The organism is Psychrobacillus mangrovi (assembly GCF_037104765.1).
GTDB lineage: Bacteria > Bacillota > Bacilli > Bacillales_A > Planococcaceae > Psychrobacillus > Psychrobacillus mangrovi.
In genome coordinates, this window is sequence record NZ_JBAWSY010000001.1 from 350,116 (window position 1) to 373,936 (window position 23,821).

General features: G+C 36.0%; 28 protein-coding genes. 1 reads left to right on the top strand and 27 read right to left on the bottom strand.

Features of this window, described 5'->3' with window-relative positions; all coding sequences use genetic code 11:
• Window position 1: 1 nt before the first annotated feature.
• Window positions 2-334, bottom strand: coding sequence for a nucleotide pyrophosphohydrolase (locus tag WAX74_RS01740; RefSeq protein WP_336495939.1), 333 nt, complete (start codon window positions 332-334; stop codon window positions 2-4).
• A 103-nt stretch (window positions 335-437) separates the two neighbouring features.
• Here WAX74_RS01740 and WAX74_RS01745 point away from each other — a divergent pair, with 103 nt between their 5' ends.
• Window positions 438-1,307 (top strand): YitT family protein, encoded by an 870-nt coding sequence (locus tag WAX74_RS01745; protein WP_336495940.1) that lies wholly within the window; start codon window positions 438-440, stop codon window positions 1,305-1,307.
• Between the two features lie 44 nt (window positions 1,308-1,351).
• On the opposite strand, the gene WAX74_RS01750 is transcribed toward WAX74_RS01745, so the two are convergent.
• From WAX74_RS01750 to WAX74_RS01875, 26 genes are all read right to left on the bottom strand, one after another.
• Window positions 1,352-2,035 carry a zinc metallopeptidase gene (locus WAX74_RS01750; protein WP_336495941.1) on the bottom strand — a complete coding sequence of 228 codons (684 nt, stop codon included), beginning with the start codon at window positions 2,033-2,035 and terminating at the stop codon, window positions 1,352-1,354.
• A 56-nt stretch (window positions 2,036-2,091) separates the two neighbouring features.
• Window positions 2,092-2,688, bottom strand: a complete 597-nt coding sequence (gene lhaT / locus WAX74_RS01755; protein WP_336495942.1) for a lipoprotein heptaprenylglyceryl N-acetyltransferase LhaT — start codon at window positions 2,686-2,688, stop codon at window positions 2,092-2,094.
• 60 nt (window positions 2,689-2,748) lie between these two features.
• Window positions 2,749-3,531 (bottom strand): menaquinol-cytochrome c reductase cytochrome b/c subunit, encoded by a 783-nt coding sequence (locus WAX74_RS01760; RefSeq protein WP_336495943.1) that lies wholly within the window; start codon window positions 3,529-3,531, stop codon window positions 2,749-2,751.
• A 41-nt stretch (window positions 3,532-3,572) separates the two neighbouring features.
• On the bottom strand, window positions 3,573-4,247 hold the full coding sequence (qcrB, locus tag WAX74_RS01765) for a menaquinol-cytochrome c reductase cytochrome b subunit (RefSeq protein WP_053589782.1): 675 nt from the start codon (window positions 4,245-4,247) through the stop codon (window positions 3,573-3,575).
• A gap of 20 nt (window positions 4,248-4,267) precedes the next feature.
• Window positions 4,268-4,771, bottom strand: a complete 504-nt coding sequence (locus WAX74_RS01770; protein ID WP_336495944.1) for a ubiquinol-cytochrome c reductase iron-sulfur subunit — start codon at window positions 4,769-4,771, stop codon at window positions 4,268-4,270.
• 158 nt (window positions 4,772-4,929) lie between these two features.
• Window positions 4,930-5,376 carry a DUF2487 family protein gene (locus WAX74_RS01775; protein ID WP_336495945.1) on the bottom strand — a complete coding sequence of 149 codons (447 nt, stop codon included), beginning with the start codon at window positions 5,374-5,376 and terminating at the stop codon, window positions 4,930-4,932.
• Window positions 5,377-5,387: 11 nt separating this feature from the next.
• Window positions 5,388-5,939, bottom strand: coding sequence for a ReoY family proteolytic degradation factor (locus tag WAX74_RS01780; RefSeq protein ID WP_336495946.1), 552 nt, complete (start codon window positions 5,937-5,939; stop codon window positions 5,388-5,390).
• 19 nt (window positions 5,940-5,958) lie between these two features.
• A complete protein-coding gene (locus tag WAX74_RS01785) occupies window positions 5,959-7,203 on the bottom strand; it encodes a tetratricopeptide repeat protein (protein ID WP_336495947.1) in 1,245 nt (414 codons plus the stop codon).
• A gap of 1,022 nt (window positions 7,204-8,225) precedes the next feature.
• Window positions 8,226-9,518: a 3-phosphoshikimate 1-carboxyvinyltransferase gene (gene aroA / locus WAX74_RS01790; protein ID WP_413788898.1), complete on the bottom strand. Its 1,293-nt coding sequence runs from the start codon at window positions 9,516-9,518 to the stop codon at window positions 8,226-8,228.
• Window positions 9,519-9,532: 14 nt separating this feature from the next.
• Window positions 9,533-10,630, bottom strand: a complete 1,098-nt coding sequence (locus tag WAX74_RS01795) for a prephenate dehydrogenase (RefSeq protein WP_336495948.1) — start codon at window positions 10,628-10,630, stop codon at window positions 9,533-9,535.
• Window positions 10,630-11,727 (bottom strand): histidinol-phosphate transaminase, encoded by a 1,098-nt coding sequence (gene hisC / locus WAX74_RS01800; RefSeq protein WP_336495949.1) that lies wholly within the window; start codon window positions 11,725-11,727, stop codon window positions 10,630-10,632. Before hisC ends, WAX74_RS01795 begins: the two co-directional genes overlap by 1 nt.
• A 24-nt stretch (window positions 11,728-11,751) precedes the next feature.
• A complete protein-coding gene (gene aroH / locus WAX74_RS01805; protein ID WP_336495950.1) occupies window positions 11,752-12,114 on the bottom strand; it encodes a chorismate mutase in 363 nt (120 codons plus the stop codon).
• Window positions 12,115-13,203: a 3-dehydroquinate synthase gene (gene aroB, locus WAX74_RS01810; protein WP_336495951.1), complete on the bottom strand. Its 1,089-nt coding sequence runs from the start codon at window positions 13,201-13,203 to the stop codon at window positions 12,115-12,117. It abuts the gene before it with no gap.
• Between the two features lie 3 nt (window positions 13,204-13,206).
• Complete coding sequence (gene aroC / locus WAX74_RS01815) at window positions 13,207-14,388, bottom strand: chorismate synthase (protein WP_336495952.1); 1,182 nt, start codon at window positions 14,386-14,388, stop codon at window positions 13,207-13,209.
• Window positions 14,389-14,502: 114 nt separating this feature from the next.
• Window positions 14,503-15,273 (bottom strand): CheR family methyltransferase, encoded by a 771-nt coding sequence (locus tag WAX74_RS01820; RefSeq protein ID WP_336495953.1) that lies wholly within the window; start codon window positions 15,271-15,273, stop codon window positions 14,503-14,505.
• A 282-nt stretch (window positions 15,274-15,555) separates the two neighbouring features.
• Window positions 15,556-16,002 (bottom strand): nucleoside-diphosphate kinase, encoded by a 447-nt coding sequence (ndk, locus tag WAX74_RS01825; protein ID WP_142537214.1) that lies wholly within the window; start codon window positions 16,000-16,002, stop codon window positions 15,556-15,558.
• Between the two features lie 119 nt (window positions 16,003-16,121).
• Window positions 16,122-17,096 carry a heptaprenyl diphosphate synthase component II gene (gene hepT / locus WAX74_RS01830; RefSeq protein WP_336495954.1) on the bottom strand — a complete coding sequence of 325 codons (975 nt, stop codon included), beginning with the start codon at window positions 17,094-17,096 and terminating at the stop codon, window positions 16,122-16,124.
• A gap of 20 nt (window positions 17,097-17,116) precedes the next feature.
• Window positions 17,117-17,821, bottom strand: a complete 705-nt coding sequence (locus tag WAX74_RS01835; protein WP_336495955.1) for a demethylmenaquinone methyltransferase — start codon at window positions 17,819-17,821, stop codon at window positions 17,117-17,119.
• 3 nt (window positions 17,822-17,824) lie between these two features.
• Window positions 17,825-18,586, bottom strand: a complete 762-nt coding sequence (locus WAX74_RS01840; protein WP_336495956.1) for a heptaprenyl diphosphate synthase component 1 — start codon at window positions 18,584-18,586, stop codon at window positions 17,825-17,827.
• A gap of 45 nt (window positions 18,587-18,631) precedes the next feature.
• Window positions 18,632-18,856 carry a trp RNA-binding attenuation protein MtrB gene (gene mtrB, locus WAX74_RS01845; RefSeq protein ID WP_336495957.1) on the bottom strand — a complete coding sequence of 75 codons (225 nt, stop codon included), beginning with the start codon at window positions 18,854-18,856 and terminating at the stop codon, window positions 18,632-18,634.
• A 67-nt stretch (window positions 18,857-18,923) separates the two neighbouring features.
• Window positions 18,924-19,493, bottom strand: coding sequence for a GTP cyclohydrolase I FolE (folE, locus tag WAX74_RS01850; RefSeq protein ID WP_336495958.1), 570 nt, complete (start codon window positions 19,491-19,493; stop codon window positions 18,924-18,926).
• Between the two features lie 285 nt (window positions 19,494-19,778).
• The gene (locus WAX74_RS01855) at window positions 19,779-20,051 is read right to left on the bottom strand and encodes an HU family DNA-binding protein (protein WP_053589799.1); all 273 of its coding nucleotides are present in this window, start codon (window positions 20,049-20,051) and stop codon (window positions 19,779-19,781) included.
• Window positions 20,052-20,223: 172 nt separating this feature from the next.
• A complete protein-coding gene (gene spoIVA, locus WAX74_RS01860) occupies window positions 20,224-21,702 on the bottom strand; it encodes a stage IV sporulation protein A (protein ID WP_336495959.1) in 1,479 nt (492 codons plus the stop codon).
• 78 nt (window positions 21,703-21,780) lie between these two features.
• Complete coding sequence (locus WAX74_RS01865) at window positions 21,781-22,491, bottom strand: LptM family lipoprotein (protein ID WP_336495960.1); 711 nt, start codon at window positions 22,489-22,491, stop codon at window positions 21,781-21,783.
• A gap of 13 nt (window positions 22,492-22,504) precedes the next feature.
• The gene (locus WAX74_RS01870; RefSeq protein WP_231687546.1) at window positions 22,505-22,711 is read right to left on the bottom strand and encodes a DUF2768 domain-containing protein; all 207 of its coding nucleotides are present in this window, start codon (window positions 22,709-22,711) and stop codon (window positions 22,505-22,507) included.
• A gap of 78 nt (window positions 22,712-22,789) precedes the next feature.
• A complete protein-coding gene (locus WAX74_RS01875; protein WP_336495961.1) occupies window positions 22,790-23,809 on the bottom strand; it encodes an NAD(P)H-dependent glycerol-3-phosphate dehydrogenase in 1,020 nt (339 codons plus the stop codon).
• Between the last annotated feature and the right edge of the window lie 12 nt (window positions 23,810-23,821).

Consider the following 23,821-nt stretch of genomic DNA (forward strand, 5'->3'; position numbering starts at 1 on the left):
ACTAGTCCTCCTTCTTAGTCCAACGATCCTTGTCCCGTGTATTGTATTTATTTAATACCTTCTGCAAGGATTCTTGTAAGTCAATTCCTTCTGCATTTGCCAAACAAATTAACACAAAAAAGAAATCTCCCATTTCTTCCGCAAGCTCTTTATCAACTTCCGTATTCTTTTTTTTCTTTGTCCCATATTTATGTTGTATCTCTCTGGATAGCTCTCCTAACTCTTCAGTCAGTCTTGCTAGCATCTCCATTGGTGGAAAATAACCTTCTTTAAATTGATTTATGTATAAATCTACATCTTTTTGTAGGTCAACTAACATTTTATTTTCAGACATATTTTCACGCTCCCTTACTCATCCTAATAAAAATATACACTGGTTGTCAAAAGCAAACAAATGAATGATAATATTAAGTATACTATTATAGTGAGGTGGATTCATGGGGATTGGTTTAAAACTTAAAAATATTATAGCTATAATAATTGGATCCGCTATTTATAGTTTTGGTTTTGTACATTTTAATATGCAAAACGAACTTGGAGAAGGTGGATTTTCTGGTATTACATTAGTTTTATATTTCGTATTTAACTGGGATCCAGCATTGATGAACCTACTACTCAATATTCCAATGTTTATCATTGGTTGGAAATTGCTCGGAAGAAAAATGTTTGCTTATACTGTATTAGGAACATTATCCGTTTCAGTTTTCTTAAAGATATTTCATGTATACGAATTCCAATTAGGATTAAAGGATGATTTGTTTCTTGTTTCCCTGTTTGCCGGAGTTTTCGTTGGTATTGGTTTAGGTATTATTTTTAGATTTGGTGGAACAACGGGTGGCGTTGATATTATTGCTCGTCTTGTGTTTAAATACAAAGGTTGGAGCATGGGAAAAACAATGTTTTTATTTGATGCATTTGTTATTCTACTTTCCTGGTTAACTTTTTTAGACGAAAGATCTATGATGTATACTCTAGTTGCTGTTTTTGTAGGAGCAAGAGTGATTGATTTTGTTCAAGAAGGTGCCTATTCAGCAAGAGGTGCATTTATCATTTCGGAACATCAAAATGAAATTGCTGATCGCATTACAGAAATAATGGACCGTGGAGTAACGATTTTTCGAGGACATGGTCATTTTACTAAGAATGAGCGGGAAATTCTCTATTGTGTGGTCGCTAAAAATGAAATTACTGCACTAAAGTCTATTATTACTTCCGTTGACCCACATGCATTTGTTTCTTTGATGGATGTGCATGATGTTATGGGTGAGGGCTTTACTCTTGATGACGAGAAAAAACCAATAGAATAATAAAGGATTGTCCCATAACGACGTGGGACAATCCTTTTTAAATTCTATTCGTCTCTGTTTGCCATACCACTGTATATTAAGATTAAACGTACTAGCTCAAGAACCGCTACTGCAGCAGCAGCTACATATGTTAATGCAGCGGCGTTAAGTACTTTTTTCGCATGAGGTTCTTCTTCATTGCGAATAATACCTAATGATACCATTTGGTTCATTGCACGATTGGAAGCGTTAAACTCAACCGGGAGTGTTACTATTTGGAAAACCACACCTACTGCAAGCAATACAATACCAAGTAACATTAAACTAGGGAAAGTTGCTAACATACCAATCATAATAAAGATCCAAGAAGCATTAGAAGAAATGTTAGCGACTGGAACTAATTTATGTCTTAAAGTTAGAAAAGTATATGCTTCTTTATGTTGAATAGCATGCCCAACCTCATGAGCTGCAACAGCAGAACCTGCAACAGAAGACTCATGATAATTTTGTGAAGACAATGCGACAATTTTTGTCATTGGATTGTAATGGTCAGTTAAAAACCCACTACTTTCTACAACTTTAACGTCATGTAATCCGTTTGCATCTAATATTGTTCTAGCTACTTGGGCACCGTTCATCCCAGAAGTAGAGCGAACTTTTGAATATTTTTTAAACGTGCTTTTTACTTTCATTTGTGCATAAATTGGCAATAACAAGATTATCGCAAAATATACAATATAAGAAACCAACTAGTTTTTCCCCCTCTCAATCTATACTACTATTTTAAATGGAATTTTATCTTCAATCAACTAATAAGCTTTGACCTTTTCTGATAATTTACAATTGCAATGAGTATACATGCTATCGATAACCAAAATGTAAAATATCCAATTTGATTTGAAAAGCTACTTAAACTTCTGTATGTAGGCATTTGATCAAAAACATAGTCAATAACATCATTATGAAGCGTCCATATAGAAGCAATTAAAATATGTATCCATGAAAATTTATAGAATGGCATATATAATATTGCTTGAAGTGCCATGGCAAAGTGAGAGGCTACTAACATCCATCCCATCCATCCTAGATATCCGGTTTCTACAAATGTCCAAAGATTCATCACAACAGCCCAAAGGCCATATTTCACCAATGTTATTAAAGCAAGTACCTCGATTAATTTCCAATTACTTTTTAGTAACCAACCAAGTAAAGCTATTGTGAAAAATAAACTTGCAGTAGGACTATCTGGGACAAATAAATAAAACTTTGGCTCCGTAATTGAAAGCTGAGATTCATACCAGTAGTAACCGTAAATTGTACCTAATAAGTTTACAAGGAATAATAGCCACATAAATGATTTATTGTAGAGTACTACTTTCAAAACCGTCACTAGATCTTTCATGTAAACGCTCCCTCTTATATGTAGGTAAAAAAAAAGAGTCAGTTTCCTGACTCTTTAATATTATTCTGCTGGTTGAAGAGTTGTAATAAACTCAGCAAGTTTTTGAAGTTCTTCGTCAGTACCTTGGAAAGTACCACCTGGCATTCCGCCTTTACCTTCATGAGCAATTTGAACGATTTCTTCCGCAGTGTATTCTAAACCGATTAACGGTTTTCCTAAACCACCTTCGAATGCGTTACCATGACACCCAATACAGGACGAACCTTGGTAAATTTGATAACCTTCAGAAGTTTCATCAATCTCCACAGCAGCAACCTCTTCTTTAATTTCCCCTTGAGCCTTAGCTGCTTCCCAATCGTGGTTTGCAACTGATTCCCATGTTAAGAAAATCATAGCAGCAAAAGCAAGAAGCATAAATCCAGTTGGAAGTGGACGTTTCCAAGGACTTCTTTCTTTGCTTGTATCTAAGAATGGTACTAATAATAACGCACCAAAAGCTAATCCTGGCATAATGATTGATCCAATAACATTAAATGGACCTGAAGCAAATTCATATTTTAATAATTGATATAAAAACAAAAAATACCAGTCTGGTAATGGAATATACGCTGTATCTGTTGGATCCGCTTGTCGCTCAAGTGGCGATGGATGCGCAACAGTTAAAACTAAATAACCAACTAAGAAAACCGCACCGACTAACCATTCCTTTAATAAAAAGTCAGGCCAGAAAGCTTCTGTTTTACCAGGATACTCAGAATAATCTTTCGGAGTTTTCTTTGGGCGGCTTGCGGGATCTGTTACACGAGAGTCACCGACAAATTTCATACCTTTTCCGCGATGCATAATGTCCCCTCCTTTTAAGAATTATCTACTCCACTTACCCATTATAGCGGACCAGAAATACCTTGACGACGAATCATGATAAAGTGAGCTGCAAGTAATGCGAATAACGCAGCTGGTAAGAAGAACACATGAATCGCAAAGAATCTTGTTAATGTTTGTGCACCGATGATATGTTCATCACCAGCTAATAATGTTTTAATTGCTCCACCGATAAATGGAACTGATGCTGCAATTTCAATACCTACTTTTGTTGCGAACAATGCTTTCATGTCCCAAGGTAATAGGTAACCCGTAAATCCTAAACCTAACATAACAGCGAAGATCAACACTCCGACCATCCAGTTTAGTTCACGAGGTTTTTTATAAGAACCAGTAAAGAATACACGTAAAGTATGTAAGAACATCATAACAATTACAAGCGATGCTCCCCAATGGTGCATCCCACGCACGATTTCACCGAATGCTACTTCATTTTGAAGATAGTAAACAGATTCCCATGCATTTTCAATATCTGGTACATAGTACATAGTTAAAAACATACCTGATAATATTTGAATTACTGTAATAAAGAATGTTAATCCTCCAAAACAATATACAAATGCTGAGAAATGGTGTGCAGGGTTTACGTGTTCTGGTACTTCATGGTCTGCGATATCGCGCCATATTGGTGTAATATCTAGACGTTCATCCACCCAATCATAGATTTTGTTCAGCACTGATGTCGTACCCCCTTACTTTAAACTAGTGTGTTAGGCATAGCTTTTCCAATTTCTAAGAAACCGTCATTTTCACGAACTTCATATTGATCCAACGGACCTAGAGGTGGTGTTTTTGGAACATTCTTTCCGCTTTTCTCATAGCGACCTGCGTGACATGGACAGAAGAATTGATTTTTGTGTGCTGGGTCACCTTCCCAGTTCACTGTACAACCTAAATGCTTACATACTGGTGAAAGTGCGATAATTTGATCGCCTTCTTTGTAAACCCATGCAGTATTTGTTACATCAGACTTGTACCATGCATCGACTTGTTCAAAAGTGAAGTCAACACGTTCAGGAACATCCGTAATATCAGCAACTTTTTTCTCCGTAAGTACGAAATCTCCGCCTTCTGTTTTTTGCAATACAGGATCAACTGCAAAACGTACCATAGGCATAAGCATACCTGCAGCCATGAATCCGCCAACACCTGTTAGTGTATAACTTAGAAATTGACGTCTTGATACTTTATTGTTACTCATCCTTTTCCCCCCTCTTACTTAAAGGTCAGTCCAATGGACATACTTGCTTGAATTAATAATACTAGGACATATCAATGATATATCAATAAAAAAGGAAGGTCAATATTCCTTTAAAACGAATTATATACTTTGTGAACAATTAATGAAAGATATTGTCACTAATTCGCCCATTTTTTTGCGAATGTCGGAATAAGTTGTCGAAGTTGGTCTTCCAACACAGAATTCCTTAGTTTTTGATCCATAGAATCAAGCGGTACAGAAGGTGTCCAAAAAATGTTATGGTCTTCTCCCAGTGTGCTCCATTCTTTATCAGAAGTAATGAAAAATATATGTTTGAACTCAGCTTTATTCAACTCTTCTTTCCACTGATTATACAATGTGAGCTTGTCCTGATCTTTCGTGTAAGAGAAGGAAGGAAATAAAACAATCCTTCCTTTGAATTGATTTTCAATTATATTTGCCAAGGATAAGGTAAAGTCGGCAGCTGAGGCTGCAAATTGGAATCCTTGGTCGGATCCATCGATTAATGTTAACGGGACTACTGCTGTATCTATATATTCTTTTTGTGATTGAAATATTGCGCTATCTTTTCCGTTCCAATGCATATTTATCTCTCCTAAATATCTCTATCTACTAGTTCATTCCACATTGCTGAAAGTTCTATAAATTTAGCTTTATTATTTTGGTCGATTGCTTCATCGATTTGTTTTTGTAATTGTTCTACTTGAAAGGAATATAAACTCTCCGACAAAATATCTTCCACAATCAGTTTATCTTTTTCGCTAATATGCAAATACTTCGGCATGTAAGGGTTTTCTTCCAATACCGCTAAGTATTCAGGACTTGGTGGTACTGTTTGAAAATTTAACTGGATATACATTTCTTCCTCCGGATGTAACCTTAGATCATGAAATGATTTTTCTGCATCCGCTGTCATAATGCTTCCTTTATAAAATCGGAATGGTATTCCTGATGATGTTGTAACAGACATCACCATTGCTCTTGGACAATAATGCGCTTCTTCCACAAAATGCACATTATTTAAAAGTGTCTCATGACTGATTAAGTAGTTCAAGATCCAGACGCATTCTCTTCTTTTCATCTGATATTTTTTTAAAAACCAACGGACAAATTCTTTCTTCTCGCCAACTGAAACAGAAGCAGTCACGTAACCTCTCCTTCCTTTTTTATTCAAGCAAATCAAACCAAGTACTATTTTCAGGTTCTAATTTCTGTAGTAAAGCCACTACTTCTAGTGCTTCTTCTCTTTTTCCATCTTCCAGTAGGAAGTATACGTATTTCTCTAAGAATTGTGCATCGTCCTTATGGTCAGTATATGCTAACTTATAAAATTCGTATGCTTTTTCGTAAAATTCTAATCGTTCATATGCTGAAGCTAAAAACGGGTACATAGAAGACCATTCAAAGTTCTCCTTTTTCAAATCCTCGTACAATTCTACCAGTTCCTCATCACGTTCTTCTGTAGCAAACAGTGAGGTCAATATAAATATCGCATCCATATACTCAGGATCAAGAGCAATCGCTTCACGCAAAAATGACTCAGCTTCTTTCAATTTACCCAATTTAAGTGAAATTTTACCTGCAAATAAATAATATTCTTTTTCAAATTCATCTCTTGCAATGCCATCCGTTATTGCTTTTAAAGCCTCTTCGTTCTTCTCCAGCATAGAATTAGCTTCCGCTAGTAACATATAACCAGAAAAATAATCTGGATCTATTTCAAGTAAATTTTCTAAGTACTTAATAGCAGTTTCATAATGCTGTACTTGAAAGGAGGCATATGCTGCATGAAATAATACGTCTGGAGCAACTTCTGTTTTTAATGCCTCTGCGTAATATGGAATTGCCTCTTCATATGCAGCTCCTGCACTATATATTTCCGCAAGCTTTAGAGGCAGGTCAACCCCTTGCAAAGCATCCTTTTGAGGCAATAATTCTTCCATTATCCTAGCGGCTTCTAAATATCTTCCGGTTTCAAACAATAGTTCACCTTTTGCGTATAGCAATAAAGGCTCATTTGGAATTAATGCAATTGCTTCATTTATTTTTTGCTCTGCAACTTCATAAAGTCCAATCATTTGATAATAATCAGCCAAAGTAAGCAATGCTTGTGGATATGCTTCACTAGATTTATCAATACTTGTTAACAGGTTTAATGCTTCATCTTCACGATCCATCTCTAAACATAGCTGTGCTTGATCTATTTTTAATTGACTTTCCTCTGGAAATAAATATTGAAGATGCTCTAAAATTTTTATTGCTTCTTCTGTGTATCCATATTGGGTTAATAAATCCGCAAGCTCATATTGTTCATCCGGATTTCCTTCGATTAAAAAGCGATCCACAATTGTAGCTAGCTTCTCCATATCCCCTTCCTGCATTGCTTGAATAAAGGGCAACATTTTCTCCATATGATCACCATACTTTCTATAGCTTTATCGTACAAGAACATTTCAATATGAACAAGAAAAAAACTCTCCTTTTACAGGAGAGTTGCAGACTGTAAACAAACTTTAAATTAATATGAATACTGTCTTTTCAGGAAAATCAGTTTTTCCAAGGCTCACCGCTCGCTTACCGCGGGTATGCACCAAGTGCTTTGGCAAACACTTTGTTGGTCATGAAGGGGTCAAGGCCAATAGGATGTGGGTCAAGCAATCGTCGTCGCAGAACACAGGCGAATTTAGATTGTCTTCCATTTGATAAGGTACCCTTAGCCACCCTAACTCTAATACCCTGAGGGTACTGAAAAGTTTATAGAATTTGCCTTTACTAAATAATGTTGTCCGATAAATAAGAAATCGTTGAAACGGCTCCCTTTCAGTGGGTGTTGCCTTAGCCTCCTAGGCCAACACGATGTTGGTCATGCAATCGTTGCCGCAAAAGTTCTTTTGCGACGAGCTTTGCGCAGGAGCAGGATGCGGCGAACTTAGATTGCCTTCCCCTCAACTACGGGGTCTTCGACTAACGCTGTTCCCGCAGGAGTGTCGCCTTTTCCAACGATTTTCTTTAAATACTAATTGAAAAAAATAAGTGATAAAAAACCTACTCTATTAATGGCATGATGATTTTCTATATGAAAAGCGGATAATAGTTGATTGGAGTGGAAGGCGGCGACTCCTGCCGGAAAAGCATGAGCTGAAGACCCTGGACTGAGCGTAGGGAAGGAAGCGACTGAAGCCATGCCGGCGGAAAGCGTCCGCCTGGAACGGAAATTAACGGGTCCGAAATAAAAATCAGTAACCTCACTACGCTCCTGAAGGGTCTCGTTTATTTCTCTTTCCCGCAGGAGTCGAGCCGACGCTTCTCCAAATCAATAAAAAGCTACCAAATTAGCTAATTCCTTTTGTCTACAAACTGAGCACTTTTTATAAAAGCGTAATATATTAACTAGGCAAACTGGCTAATAATAATCTGAAATAATAAACAGTGCCTATACTTTATCTATTACACTATTCAATTGCTCAAAAAAGTTAGGGTAGCTAACAGAAATACATTCAGCATTATCAATTGTCACTGGGCTTGAAGTAATAAGAGAAGCAATAGCAGCCATCATTCCGATACGATGATCACCATATGTTTTTATCTCTGCTCCTTGAAGTGGAGTTGGGCCCTCAATAATCATCCCATCCTCTGTAGAAATTATGTTGGCACCTAATTTTTTTAATTCATTTACTACTGCATCAATTCTATTCGTTTCTTTTACTTTTAATTCTTCTGCATCCTTAATAATTGTCGTTCCGTGTGCTTGGGTTGCAAGAAGAGCTATAATTGGAATTTCATCAATTAGTTTAGGAATAATTTCCCCACCAATTTCAGTACTTTTTAAAGAAGATGACTCTACCATCAGTGTTCCCATCTCTTCATGACTTTTATAAGAATCAAACTCAGTCTTAATGTTAGCACCCATTTTTTCTAGAACTTCAATAATTCCTGTTCGTGTAGGATTTAATCCGACGTTTTTTAGGGTTAACGTGCTATTTGGCACAATCGCCCCAGCGACCAAGAAGAATGCAGCAGAGGATATATCTCCTGGCACAACGACATGGGTGCCGGTAAGCTCTTGTCCACCAGTAAGACGAATAGTTTTGTCTTCAACCGTAATTTCAGCACCAAAATGCTGAAGCATTTTTTCAGTATGATCTCGAGAGGTTTCTACTTCGGTGACTACAGTTTCGCCTTCTGCTTGAAGAGCAGCTAATAAAATAGCAGACTTTACTTGTGCACTAGCTACTGGCATTTTATAGTTCATAGATTGTAGTTTTGTTCCTTCAACTGCAATTGGCGTATACTGAGCATTCTCTCTTCCAATAAAATTAGCACCCATTTGTTTTAATGGTTCTGTTACCCTTTTCATGGGGCGCTTTTGAATCGAATCATCCCCTATTAGTACAGATGATACGTTGGATCCAGCTAAAATACCTAACATTAATCGTGTAGTAGTTCCTGAGTTACCTGTATATAGTATTTCCTTTGGTTCATTCCATGCGTTAATGCCTTCACTTATAATTTTTACATTCTCTCCATCCACGGATATATCAATGCCTAGTTTAGAAAAACAATCGATAGTTGCTAAACAGTCATCGCTTTGTAGGAAACCTTCAACGGTTGTGGTTCCCTTTGCTATCGCTCCAAACATTATAGAGCGATGGGAAACAGATTTGTCACCAGGTATCTGTAACGTGCCTTTCAAGGAAGGCTGGCCATAGTTTAAAACTTTACTCAAAATTATTTTCCTCCCTACGCTATATATGTTTCAAATGTTGTATTATTCGCAATACACTCTACAGCTTTGGCACGATCCTCCATTGATTGAAAGCTAACAACGAGAATCCCAAAAATATCTTCTCTAGTCTCTACAATCCGCAAGTTAGTAATACTTATATTGTCTTTTGCAAGATAGCCAGTAATTTCGGAGATCACCCCTGGGTAATCTGGAACATCCACATATAAATCATATACTGTAAACATTGCACCTTGCGTAATCGGTAAATTGTCACGGACTTCTTTGGCTGTTGAGAAATAAGCTTCTATCTCCTCAGGTTCCGCGTGTAATAAAAGATTTTGTAGCTTGATCATTTCTTCCGTCCAGTTTTGTAATTGGTTACTTAATTCCTGACGGTTTTGGACAGTGATATCTCTCCACATAATAGGATTTGCAGAAGCAATTCTTGTCAAATCACGAAATCCACCAGCAGCAAGTTGTTTTGTAAAAGGAAAGGCATCGTTTTCACCTGCTAGTTGATGTACGAGAGATGCAGCGACTAAGTGAGGGAAATGACTTACAACAGCCGTCATATGATCATGTTCTTCTGCATCCACTTGCACAATTTTTGCTTTCGTTACTTGCAACAGATCTAAAAGTGTTATTATTTGCTCCTCTTTTACATCTGGAAAAGGAGTAAGCATATAATAGGCATTTTCAAAAAGATGAGCTCTAGCAGCTTCTACACCACTCTTATGAGAACCTGCCATTGGGTGGCCACCTATAAATGTAATGCCTGCCTCTTTTAATTTTAAAGCGGCCTTCATAATTACTTTTTTTGTACTTCCAGTATCTGTAACAATTACATTCTTTTTTAATTGCCATTTAGGCATCTCTTGAATCAAACGAATAGTTTCGTTGACTGGAGTAGCAAAAATAATAATATCCGCTAGCTCTGATGCATCTTTCAACTGAACTCCCATTTCATCAATAATGCCAATTCTCTTTGCCGTACGGAGAGTTTTGCCATCAGCATCATAACCGATGATAAAGGTTTCATGATTTCGCTTTAAACTAAGTGCTAGAGATCCTCCAATTAGTCCTAAACCAATGATGAAAACTGTTTGTTTCATTAAATAACGCCTTCCTCACGTAGTACTTCATCAAGTTTTTGTAGCAGCTCTGTATTTTCTTCCCCTGTGCCTATTGTTATTCTTAGGTATCCAGGGACTCCTAACGCATTCCCACTTCGAACAATAAATCCTCGTTGCATTAAGCCTTGGAAAACTACGTCACTATCGGCTTTTACTTCCATTAATATGAAGTTTGTATGAGATGGATAAAAATCTAAATTACGTTCTTTACAGTATTCTTCAAACTGTTTTTTACCGGCATTATTTTTTATTTTACATTCTTTGATGAAGGTTTGATCTTCTAGACCGATCAAAGCAACTTCTTGGCTTAGGACAGTATTATTAAATGGCTCACGAGTTGGTTCTAGTTGACTAATTACTACTTCTGAACCAATGGCATATCCCACTCGGAAGCTTGCTAAACCATATGCTTTAGAGAATGTACGCATTATTAATACATTTGGATGCTTTTCTAATAACCCTATTGAGTCTTCATACTCGTCATCTGTAATATATTCGGTATAAGCTTCATCTAAAACTATTAATACGTCATTTGGAACTTTTTCAACGAATTCTTTAATCTTTTGACTAAGTGTCAATGTGCCAGTAGGATTATTAGGGTTACAAATCCAAACAATTGCTGTATTTTCATCGATAGCATCGTACATTTTTTCTAGATCATGTTCTCCATTTTTGAGAGGCACTTCTCTCACCTCTGCACCTTCTACAATCGCATTATGCTTGTATTGGCCGAAAGTGATGGAAGCCATAACCGTATTTAACCCTGGTCTTAGAATTGCTCTTGAAACAATTAATATATTCTCATCAGAACCATTACCAAATAGTAATTGTTTTTCTGAAACATTTAAATGTTTCGCCACTGCAGTTCGAAGTTTTGTAGCATAGCCATCAGGGTAAATTGCATAATTTACTTTAGCGTTATCTAAATAAGCTTTTACTTTCGGAGAGGCTCCGTATGGATTTTCATTGGATGCAAGTTTTACAACTTTCTCTAAATTAAACAATCTTTTTACTTCATCTGTGGTCTTTCCAGGTTGGTATGCTTGTAATCCTTCAATTTGTTTTTTAAATTTCATTGTAAAACTCCTCGATTCTTTTATTTACTTGACTAAGTCTGGTCTTAATTGGACTGCTTCATTTAAATAAATATGTTGGATTTCTTTTTGAGTTTTGTCTGTATTGATATGCATCAATAAACGAATACATTTCTCTAATGCACCTGGAACATTCATCTCATGTGTACACATTACCGGGACATATGTCCATCCTTCAATACTTCTCACAGCTCTTGCAGGAAAAGCAGAGGAGATGTCTGTAGTTGTAGAGATGATTACCGAAGCGATTGTATCAGGATCAATATTATTTGCTCTAGCCATTTCTTTCGCAAGTCGAGCAGTTTCCAGAAGAACTTCTTCATTAGAGTCTTCTGTTACTGTTATTGCACCTCTAACTCCCCTAATCAATTAAATCTCCTCCTTTATCCATTTTCGTAATTGATCATCACATTTTTTAACTTCATCCATGGAAACAACTTGGATAAAAGGGTCCCCAATATGTTTGAGTAAAGCAAAATGGAGTTCACCATTCGTAGTTTTCTTATCTTTCAACATGAAAGTAGCTAATTGCTCAAAAGTGCAGTTCAGTACATGTTGCAAATTATATTCAAGCTTATTAGCAAGTTGAAATATATCATGAGCATAGCCTGATTTAACTTCCCCGTGTATTTCACTTAGCATAAGTGCAGGAATCATACCTATCATAACTGCTTCGCCATGAGTAATTTTTCCATAACCAATTGAAGCTTCAATTGCATGTCCATATGTATGACCAAAGTTTAAATATTTCCGATAAGATTTCTCTTTTTCGTCTAGTTCTACTATATTTGCTTTGACTCGTATTCCTTTTTCTAGCCAAATAAGGAGCTCTTCTTTTTGTATTGCGTCTATACTTTCTAATTGTAAAAATTCATTTGACCATTTCACATCACTAATTAAAGCATGTTTAATCACTTCTGCTAACCCTGAACGAACTTCGGATTTCGGCAAAGTTTGTAAAAAATGAAAATCATATAAAACTTCTTTCGGTTGATAAAAAGCACCGATCATATTCTTTCCATTAGGATGGTTGATAGCAGTTTTTCCACCAACAGCGCTGTCATGTGCAAGTATGGTAGTTGGGATTTGAATAAAAGGAATTCCACGCATAAAAGTAGATGCAACAAAACCAGTTAAATCTCCAACAGCTCCTCCACCAAGAGCTAACAAGATACTATTTCTAGAACAGTTTTCTTGTAGAAGGAATGTTTGTACATCGAAATACGAGTCAAACGTTTTACAAGATTCTCCGTTTGGTACAAGATGAATTTTATAGTCAAATGCAAAGTTTTTGTCAAAGTAATGTTGATGTAATCCCCAAACATTTTCATCGGTAATCACAACTATTTGATCCGCTTTGTCAAATTCCTCTGTATTTCTTTCACAGAACGATTGTAATATGTTTTCTCCAAGATGAACTTCATAAGTAGAATCTTTTGTTCTTACCGGGATAATCATGCTTTAAAACCCCTTTGTATATGCACGGTGGCTTTCAATATCGGCTTTCAATATGTCGATTTGATCACTATGAAAAGTTTCTAAAACAGCTGTTGCTATTTCCCACGCAATTACTGCTTCTGCTACGACTGATGCTGCTGGCACTGCACAACTATCTGATCGTTCAATGCTCGCTTTAAACGGCTCTTTTGTATCAATATCCACACTTTGAAGTGGTTTATATAGGGTAGGAATTGGTTTCATTACCCCTCTAACAACGATTGGCATACCTGTTGACATTCCACCTTCTAATCCACCAAGACGATTAGTATCACGAGTATAACCATCTTCCTTACTCCAAGAAATTTGATCATGTACTTGGCTACCAAATAGATTTGCCATTTCAAAACCAAGTCCTACTTCTACACCTTTAAATGCATTAATACTCATCATGGCCATTGCTAGTTTTCCATCTAGTTTTCGATCATAGTGCACATAACTACCAACTCCAGCTGGCATACCATCCACGATCACTTCTACTATACCACCAATAGTATCTCCGGCTTTTTTAGCTTGATCAATTGCTTCCACCATTTTTGCCGAAGCTACTGGATCAAGACAATATACTGGGTCTGATTCCACAACTTCACGAATCTCCTCAATTGATTTTCCGGTAGCTAAAGTTAGATCTGCTTCAATTCCACCGATTTTCGTTACATGAGCAACGATTGAAATCCCCAGTTCTTTGAGCAATTGCTTTGCAACTGCCCCTACTGCAACACGAACTGTAGTTTCTCGAGCAGAAGATCTTTCTAATACATTTCGTAAATCTCGATGACCATATTTCATGCCTCCAACTAAATCTGCATGTCCTGGACGTGGTCTAGTAATTTGTCTTTTAATATCTTCTGGATCAACTTCTTCGCCTAGTGGTTCGATGCCCATAATATTCGTCCAATGCTTCCAGTCATCATTGTTAACAACTAGACAGACCGGAGAACCTAATGATTTACCATGACGTACACCAGCAGTAATCGCTACTGTATCTTTTTCGATTTGCATTCTTCTTCCACGTCCATGACCACCTTGACGTCTCTTTAGTTCCTTATTAATGTGTTCGCTTGTAATTTCTAATTGGGCTGGTAACCCTTCAATGATTGCTGTTAGTTGTGGTCCATGTGACTCACCTGCTGTTAAATAACGCACAACACTTTCCCCCTTCAACTCGCTAAAGTATTTGTTTTTAACTATAACAAATTATAGTTTCAAAGTATAGAAGAAAACTGTCCGGTTTGTTATTTTCTTCGGACAGTTTTCTATTTATATTTTGCGATAAAAAAATGTGTCTTCTATTTCAAAACCATATTTACCTGGATTGAAAATTTGTTCTGTACTACCGACAAAGAGTATACCCCCTGATCGAAGTGAGTTACTAAAGTTTTTATAGATTTGGTCTTTTGCTTCTTCTGTAAAATAAATCATGACATTTCGACAAATTATTAAGTCGAAATTTTTATCGTATGTATCTTTCAATAAGTTGTGCTTTTTAAAAGTGACCGTTTTTTTTATTGAATCTTCCACTTTATAAAACTGTCCTTGCTTTTCAAAATATTTCATTTTCATTTCATTTGGAACTTCATCAATTGATCGTTCTGGATATATACCAACTTTTGCACGTTGTATTGCATTTTCATCTAAATCCGTAGCTTGAATTGAAATCTGAGATAATGATAAATAATTTGATAATACCATGGCTGTTGTATAAGGTTCTTCACCTGTTGAACATGCAGCACTCCAGATTTTCAATCGATTATTATCTGCTAATAGTTTTGGAAATATTTTATTTTGCAAAACTTCCCAACGTTTCCCATTACGGTAAAACTCAGATACATTAATCGTCATTCTATCTAAAAACTCATTCATTAAATCTCTGTCTTTATCTAGAGCATTATAAAATTCGACGAAATTTATATATCCTTTTTTTTCATATAACGAAGTAAGTCGTCGCTTCATCTGCGCTTCTTTGTAGGCGGCAAGATCGATTCCTGTTTTTCGTTTTATAGAATCCACAAATTTAACGTAGTCTGGCAAATCACATCGTTCCTTTCAAAAGACCTATATCTAGTATATCGTATTCTGAAGATTAAGGACATAAGAAAAGACAGTCAAATGATAGTTAATTTGACTGTCTTTCAGGTTTTTCTATTCGATTACTTTCGATTCTGCGCTAGTCCTTCGAGTTAAATGTTGATGTTCTTCGTTCAACTAGTAAACTTACGATTTCTAGCTATATACAGAATTCGCGATTTAACATATTATTGTCCAGCTACATCGCCCTGCCCCTCGAGGGGCAGGGCGATTTCAGATTTCATATTAGTTAATCCAGTTGTTAGCGTCTTTTGCGTATGCCACTAATTCTTCTTGTTTGAAGAATAATCCGATTTCACGCTCAGCGCTTTCAGGTGAGTCAGAACCATGAATAATGTTTTTCCCAACAGTTACTGCAAAGTCACCACGAATTGTTCCTGGAGCTGATTCTTTTGGATTAGTTGCACCCATCATAAGACGAGCTGTTGAAATAACGTTTTCACCTTCCCAAACCATTGCAAAAACTGGTCCAGAAGTGATGAATTCTACTAATTCGCCAAAGAATGGGCGTTCTTTATGCTCACCGTAATGTTGTTCTGCTAATTCAGTTGGAATTTGCATTAATTTTGCTCCAACTAATTGATATCCTTTTTTCTCAAAACGACTTACGATTTCACCGATTAAGTTACGTTGTACGCCATCAGGTTTTACCATTAAAAATGTTTTTTCCATGTTTAACACTCCTTCATATATGAAATGGGATATTATCTCCACCGTTACAAATAATATCATTATGAAGCATTATTTTCAAATTAATTTCGACATCGAACATTTAAGATAGCTAAATTAGATCAAAACTTTCTTTTGCTCATAAACAATGCAATGTTCTGTAAGGATTTTTTTGCCGAGGAGGGGGGTAATTGTTTTACTTCGTTTAAAGCTTTTTGCAAGTACATATTACTTATTTGCTTAGCTTTATTTATAGCATCAGAGTTTCTTACTTCCCTTAATAGTTTATGTTTATTTTCTTCTGAAATAGTTCCATCTAATGATTCTTTTAATAAAGGAGCTATTACAGGATCATTTTTAGCATAGAGTATCGGTAAAGTAATATTCCCCTGTAACAAATCACTTCCTGCAGGTTTTCCTAGTTGTTCATCTGTTGAAGTGAGGTCTAAAATATCGTCAATAATTTGAAACGACATTCCGACATAATAACCAAACTGTTTAAGATTTCTTATTGTTTTACTATCTGCACCAGAAGCAATAGCCCCTAATTCACAACTCGCAGAGATTAAGATTGCCGTTTTCCGCTTTATTCTTCTTAGATAATCTCGAACTGTTTGATCTAAAAAATGCTTATCCTCAATTTGAATAATTTCTCCGATACATAGCTCTACCATTGTATGAGATAACACTTCATGTGCATATGTATTTTCTATTACTGTTATGTATTCAATTGCTCTTGCGAAGAGAAAATCACCTGTATACATGGCTACTCGATTATTCCACTGAGCTTTTACCGTTTCTCTTCCTCTACGTGTTTCAGCATCGTCTATTACATCATCATGAACAAGTGAAGCCATATGGATTAACTCAATTGAAACAGCAACATTTTTTATCGTGTCAATTGAATAATTTCCAAACTTAGCTGAAAGTAAAGCAAAAACTGGTCGTATTCGTTTGCCTCCAGCAAGTAGTAAATGAAGAGAAGCTTCATTCAATAAGTGAGATGAAGAATTCACCGCTGTTGCTAGTTCTTTTTCGATGACATCTAAATCCGATTTTAAATCGGAATAAAGTAATTTCAACTTCATCTTATCCACAAATAAAAACCTTCTCCCACTTAAATATCTTTTTTGTATCCAATATGTCTTGCTGCAGCCCCACCACTATAAGGCTTACTAGTAACATTCTTCATACCAACTTCTTCAAATAATTTAGTTAAAGCTGCTCGATTCGGAAAGTCTTTTGCAGATTCTTGAAGCCAAGAATATTCTTTGTAGCTTTTTGCAAACAGTTTACCGAACAATGGCATAACATATCGGAAATAAAATCTAAAACCTGTGTTAAATAACTTAGAATCTGGTTGTGAAGTTTCTAAACAAACGATCATTCCACCGGGCTTTGCCACACGATTCATTTCCTTTAGTACTTGCTTATAGTCTGGAACATTTCTTAGTCCAAAACCAATCGTTACAAAATCAAATGAATTATCCTCAAACGGTAATTCCATTGCATTTCCTTGTACTAACTTTATTTGAGAAATATTCTTCACTTTCTCTTTCCCTACATTTAGCATGTTTTGACTAAAGTCTAATCCGACCACTTCTCCAGTAGGGCCGATTGCATCAGCTAAAGCAATAGTCCAATCTGCTGTACCACAGCAAACGTCTAGTGCTTTGCTTCCTTTTTTGACTTGCATCTCTTTCATAGTATCGGCACGCCATTTTGTATGTTGTTTAAAACTAATTACTGAATTCATAGAGTCATAATTATCGGATATTTTTTCAAATACCTCATGTACATATTGTTCTTTTGATTTTCCCATTCTTTAACCTTCTCTCAACTGCTGTTCAAGCGAATGCTCACACACCCGCTCTAAAATCGCACGTTTTAAGGATTCGTTTAATAATTCAGAGGAACGGACGTCCATTACAAGTGCATGCTCTATTTTATCTATTTCTTGACGTAAAACGTCCATATTTTTTTGAAATATTTTCGATTTGCTAATATAAAAAGTTTTTTCACCTTTTTCGTAAGCAACTACCTCTTTTTTTAACGCAGCTAGCAATAAAGCTTCTTTCATGATAAACACATATTCGTGATAAGAATGATATTCTAAAAATTGCTCGATCGGTTTGCTTTCTATAAGTTGAATGGATTGGACCAATGCTTCGAATGAGTAATCCTCTAAATCATAAAATCTAGTTTTATGCTCAGTTATCTTAGATACACCATTAGATAATTGTTGGATTAAATCAATCATATTCTCATTTGCTAATAACTGATAATATCGGCCACTATAATAATCTCCAGCAAGCACTTGTAGTTGTTGAGACTTAGCGGTAGCATTATCCTCTTTTACTAAATCATGTGCAGCAAGTGCAGCAAATATAAGAGAAACAGAAATAGCAGATACCTTTACTGTTTGATCCCAGTTTTCTCCATTAAGTAGTGGTAAAAGTGTAAAAAATAAACGTTTATCATCTACATCAGGTTTACCTGTGTATTTTTGCAAAGTGTTTTGTTGAATTTGCATGTGAATATTCTTTTTATAAGTTTCGACATATTGTGTCATCAATGCCTCGTTCATACACTTTACTCCATTTCTCAACCACAGTTGATCTTTTAAAGTTTCTTACATTTTTTTAGTATCACTTTGAACAATACCATTCGATGTGTGAATAGATGCTTTACCTCGTATTTTCATAGCGGATGTGTGTTCAGTAAATTGAGCAATCATTACTTCCCCATGATCAAGTTTTTCAGAATGATGGAATTTCGTATCGGTTCCTCTAGTCAAACCAATTACATGAACGCCATCTTCTTCAGCTTTTATAACAATAAAATCCGAACTAGACATTTTAAAGTCTCCTTTGTTCACAGTCTTTTTCCATCATACCATATTCTCATCCATTCATCCAAAACTGTTACTTCATCTGTATAAAAGATAAGATTTCAGATCTTTTCACTTCATCCTTCTCTAAAATTCCTTTTGCAACAGCAGTAATTGTTTTTGCACCAGGCTTTTTTATCCCGCGCATCGTCATACACATATGCTCTGCTTCGATTACAACATAAACACCGTGGGGATTAAGCATATCCATTATGCTTTCCGCTATAGTGGATGTAATCCTTTCTTGAAGCTGCGGGCGTCTTGCAGTAGTTTCGACCGCCCTTGCTAATTTACTTAGTCCAGTTACCACTCCATCTCGAGGAATATAAGCAACATGTGCTTTTCCATAAAAAGGAACTAGATGATGTTCACACATTGAATAGAATGGTATGTCTTTAACTAATACAAGTTCTTCATGGTCTTCGTTAAAAACAGTTTTAAAATATTCTTTTGGATCTTGATGTAATCCTTCAAACATTTCTGCATACATTTTTGAAACTCTTTTTGGTGTGTCTAATAACCCTTCTCTCGAAGGATCCTCCCCAACAGCTTCTAAAATCATTGTAACTGCTTCTTCTATTTTTTTCAGATCGACATTTGTCATCTGGTAACCCCCTAAAAACAATTATGCAAAGAAAAGTGTAAGCGCCTATGTCTCCCCCAACTTGCATATGAGCTAGGTGTGTAGAAAAGTTTTGCATACTCATCTGTCACTAAACATGGCAACTCTTTGATATATACCATTAGCATCTTAGCATACGAATCAAATATAATAAATAACTTTTACCTATGTATAAACATGTTTTCTTTTCATACGTTTTATTAAAGAAAAGAACGGCTACCCAGAAGCTAGCTTCAAGGCAACCGTTCTATGTACTACAAGCGTCGATTATTTTACTGCATCTTTAAGCGCTTTACCTGGTTTGAAAGCAGGCACCTTGCTTGCAGCGATGTCGATTTCTTTACCTGTTTGTGGGTTACGTCCTTTACGTGCAGCACGTTCACGAACTTCAAAGTTACCAAAACCGATTAATTGAACTTTTTCACCACTTGCAAGTGCAGTTTGAATTGATTCAAATACAGCTTCAACAGCTTTAGATGCGTCTTTTTTAGAAAGATCAGCAGCTTCAGCAACAGAGTTAACTAATTCTGTTTTATTCATACCATTCACCTCCTCTCAAAGGAAGATAGCTTCAACCTGTAAAAAGAGTATCACAACCAAAAAGGCTTAGCAACACTATTTGCACGACTTTTGGGAACTTTAAGCAAAAATAATGATTTTTAATGAAATAACGGGACTTTTCGCATAGTCGCGAAAAGCCCCGTTATTAATTTTATAAAATAAATGTTACTAAACCTCTATCACCTTCATTTACCATTCTTTCAATTGTTTCCCTCATTCTCTTCTTCGCTATTTCCGAAACATTCTCTGTTTTATAGCGCAAACTTTCTTTCATAACTTCTACAAGTGAAGTACCAAAAACTTGTGTTTGCCATAATGCATCTCTATCGTGTAAATAACCATGCTTTAAATCTTTTAATAGTTGCTGACTATGAAATTCGGAGCCGATCAGCGGTGCAAATTCAGCCTCCATGTCTACACGGATTATATGAAGCGAAGCTGCCTTAGCCTTTAAACTAACGCCGTAAAAATTATTTTGTTTAATAATCTCAGGTGCAGACGGTTGGAAATCCTGGATGGTTGGTAGTGAAACACCATAACCATGATTTTTGGCAGCCTCTAAAGCCTCCGAAAATTTGTTATACGCCTTTTTAGCAGTAGATGCTTCTTTTACAAAAAGGAGCCAGTCTTTTTTAGTTTGAATCGGTTCCTCTAACCATTCGTCACAAACTTCTTGGAATACTTCAGGTTTTAACCCAATTTGTATACATGCAGAGCCACGACCAGGGTTAGCTTCCACTACGTCTGCAGATTGAATGAAAGGTACTTGTTTAAATCGTGAAGCAAGCTCTTTCACATCTTTCATTTTAGAGACAATTTGCAGCCATTCCTGTAAGGACGATGTAATAGCATTGTTAACGAAATGGTCTGGTTCTAATACATCTGTCCAATCAGGTTTAACTAATTCAATGTCCGTGATTGGAAATTCATAAAGTGCTTGTTGGAGTATGTATTGAATTTCCTCCGCAGTCATACGATCAACAGCAACCGCAATAACAGGCACCTCATGCTCTTTCTGTAAATCTTCACATAATTGAATTGTATCTACATGACCAGGCAACTTACTATTTAAAACGATAACAAAAGGTTTACCGATTTCTTTTAGTTGAGCTATAATTTCCCTTTCAGCACTTTCAGCAGCTTTTCTAGGAATATTATTAACCGAGCCATCAGTTGTTACAACTATACCAATTGTTGAATGATCACGAATTACTTTATCTGTACCAATTCTTGCCGCTTCTTCAAATGGGATAGCTTCACTATGCCAAGGCGTATGCACTAATTTTTGCCCATCTTCTCCTGAATGCGTTTTAATCCCATCAATCATATAACCAACGCAATCTACTAATCTAATTTGTAAGCGTAGCTGCTCTTCTCCCAAATAAATATTCGTTCCATGTGCAGGAACAAATTTAGGCTCTGCTGTCATAATTACATTACCTGGAGAACTTTGGGGAAGTTCATCCTGAGCACGTATTCTTTCAGATTCCTCTTTTATGTTTGGAATAACTACAAGCTCCATTACTCGCTTTACAAAAGTAGATTTTCCAACTCGAACTGGTCCTACAACACCAATATACACATCTCCATTAGTACGCTCTGCTATTTGTTCATAAAGTTTATTTGTCATGGATACTCTCCTTTCTTCGCAGTTTAATATATGCACAAAAAAAACGTTTCATGCATCATACATGAAACGTTAGAGAGCTTATTTTGCTAACATAAAAACAGGTTCATTATTTTCGTTTACGGTATACGGTAAAGAGTATGCAGGAACAATTGCGAAGTTGTCTGTTAATAGATGTCGAATATCCTCACCTGGTTTAACTTCCGCTACATTTTCTTGAAGCAAGCGATTCAATTCTATCGAATAATCCACATATACCTTACCATCGCCTGTTGCTACTAAAGGTAATTGCGTGTCCGAATATGGGCTTTGAACGGATAACTCACGATTATACCCCATCTTTTTGTAATCTAATTTGTACACACCTTCTGTAATGATTTCAGCTACAGGACCGTATCCATTTATACCTTTTCGATAGTTTATATCTCGTATTGTATCAGCAATTCTTAAATCTACTAACTTTACCGTCGGATTATCTTCAACATCCATCAAAACATATTGATAAATACCTCCAGCTTCATAAGAATTGGCCGGTGCCTTCCCTAAGTATGAAGGTACAATTTTTTTAAAGTCTACTGGATATTTAATATACAAATCTGTTTCCATATCACGGGTTTTGATTGGCAACAATCCCCCTGAATCTTCTTTAAAGCTATTAACGGCTTTTTGAACAGATTCTAACTGATCTTCATATGGCAATAGATTCTCGGCTTCTTGTCCATTTTTAAAGCCACATCCAGCCAATATAAGAATAGCTAACATGAGAGTTACAAGTAGTTTAATATTTCTCATCCTAATCTCCTTACTAAGCTTTTGTTGGATTAAAGATAATATATACCATTGTGATAAATCCAATAAATAATAATATGTATGCAATCAAACCAAATATAGCTTTTAGAAATTTGTTTTGAAGTTTCGTTTTAACAAAAAACATAAATAACATAGCTAAAAACATACTACCCATTGAACCGAATGAAATCCACATCTTATCCATTGATGAAATTAATAACATGTGTTTACCCACCTTTCTACAAATAAAAAGTATATCACATCAAAAAAGAGTTGTAATTTGTACAACTCTTTTTTATGATTAGAAAGTTTTATAATCCTCTAACTCATGTTTCTTAGTTCTATGCATTAGTATATCTACTGCCTCTTTTGGACTAATGCTTTCAAATAAAACAGAATAAAGCGCTTCTGTAATAGGCATATCCACTTGTTGTTTTTTAGCCAGCTGATAAGCTGCTTTCGTAGTTCGTACACCTTCTACTACCATACCTATTTCATCTAGCACTTTCTCAAGGGAAGCACCCTTACCAAGCATATTACCAGCTCTCCAGTTTCTAGAATGGATGCTTGTACACGTGGCAATCAAGTCTCCCATTCCTGTTAATCCAGAGAATGTATATGGCTGAGCACCCAAACTTATACCTAATCTTGTAATTTCAGCAAGTCCTCTTGTGATTAGTGCTGCCTTAGCATTATCTCCATAGCCTAATCCATCCACTATACCTGCAGCTAAAGCAATTACATTTTTTAGTGCAGCTCCGATTTCTACCCCAATCACATCATCATTTGTATATACACGAAAAGAATTATTCATAAAAAGGTCTTGAATTTTTTTAGCAGCTTTCATATCCTCACTCGCAGCAGTAATAGTTGTAGGATGATTTAAGACAACTTCTTCTGCATGGCTAGGACCGGATAATACAACAATTGCTTCAACATTACTTGAAGGTAACTCATCTACAATCATTTCAGAAATTCGTTTGAATGAATCTGGTTCTATCCCCTTCGAAACATGTACAAACAGTTTTTTTCCATTTAAATATTCTTTCATATTCTGACAAACATCTCGAATTGCCTTCGTAGGAACAGCAATAACAATGGTATCTGCATGTTTTATAGCTGTTTCAAAATTACTTGTTGCTTTTAGGTTAATCGGTAAAACTGTATCTGGTAGATACTTTTTATTTGTATGATCAAGATTTATTTCAGTTGCTTGGTTTTCTCTATGCGACCAAAGGAGACAATCATGATTATTATTAGCTAGTACCATGGCTAGTGCTGTCCCCCAGCTACCAGCTCCTAATACAGTTATCTTCTCCATTACAATACGCTC

Coding starts and splice junctions, on each gene's coding strand:
- WAX74_RS01865 (WP_336495960.1), bottom strand. CDS start 22,491: ATGAGAAATATTAAACTACTTGTAACTCTCATGTTAGCTATTCTTATA.
- WAX74_RS01875 (WP_336495961.1), bottom strand. CDS start 23,809: ATGGAGAAGATAACTGTATTAGGAGCTGGTAGCTGGGGGACAGCACTA.
- WAX74_RS01740 (WP_336495939.1), bottom strand. CDS start 334: ATGTCTGAAAATAAAATGTTAGTTGACCTACAAAAAGATGTAGATTTA.
- folE (WP_336495958.1), bottom strand. CDS start 19,493: ATGACAAATGTCGATCTGAAAAAAATAGAAGAAGCAGTTACAATGATT.
- WAX74_RS01840 (WP_336495956.1), bottom strand. CDS start 18,586: ATGAACGAGGCATTGATGACACAATATGTCGAAACTTATAAAAAGAAT.
- ndk (WP_142537214.1), bottom strand. CDS start 16,002: ATGGAAAAAACATTTTTAATGGTAAAACCTGATGGCGTACAACGTAAC.
- WAX74_RS01770 (WP_336495944.1), bottom strand. CDS start 4,771: ATGAGTAACAATAAAGTATCAAGACGTCAATTTCTAAGTTATACACTA.
- mtrB (WP_336495957.1), bottom strand. CDS start 18,856: ATGTCTAGTTCGGATTTTATTGTTATAAAAGCTGAAGAAGATGGCGTT.
- WAX74_RS01785 (WP_336495947.1), bottom strand. CDS start 7,203: ATGGAGAAAATGTTGCCCTTTATTCAAGCAATGCAGGAAGGGGATATG.
- WAX74_RS01775 (WP_336495945.1), bottom strand. CDS start 5,376: ATGCATTGGAACGGAAAAGATAGCGCAATATTTCAATCACAAAAAGAA.
- WAX74_RS01835 (WP_336495955.1), bottom strand. CDS start 17,821: ATGGGAAAATCAAAAGAACAATATGTACATGAGGTATTTGAAAAAATA.
- hisC (WP_336495949.1), bottom strand. CDS start 11,727: ATGAAATTTAAAAAACAAATTGAAGGATTACAAGCATACCAACCTGGA.
- WAX74_RS01855 (WP_053589799.1), bottom strand. CDS start 20,051: ATGAATAAAACAGAATTAGTTAACTCTGTTGCTGAAGCTGCTGATCTT.
- lhaT (WP_336495942.1), bottom strand. CDS start 2,688: ATGAAAGATCTAGTGACGGTTTTGAAAGTAGTACTCTACAATAAATCA.
- spoIVA (WP_336495959.1), bottom strand. CDS start 21,702: ATGACAAATAAACTTTATGAACAAATAGCAGAGCGTACTAATGGAGAT.
- WAX74_RS01760 (WP_336495943.1), bottom strand. CDS start 3,531: ATGCATCGCGGAAAAGGTATGAAATTTGTCGGTGACTCTCGTGTAACA.
- WAX74_RS01795 (WP_336495948.1), bottom strand. CDS start 10,630: ATGAAACAAACAGTTTTCATCATTGGTTTAGGACTAATTGGAGGATCT.
- WAX74_RS01870 (WP_231687546.1), bottom strand. CDS start 22,711: ATGTTATTAATTTCATCAATGGATAAGATGTGGATTTCATTCGGTTCA.
- aroB (WP_336495951.1), bottom strand. CDS start 13,203: ATGATTATCCCGGTAAGAACAAAAGATTCTACTTATGAAGTTCATCTT.
- WAX74_RS01745 (WP_336495940.1), top strand. CDS start 438: ATGGGGATTGGTTTAAAACTTAAAAATATTATAGCTATAATAATTGGA.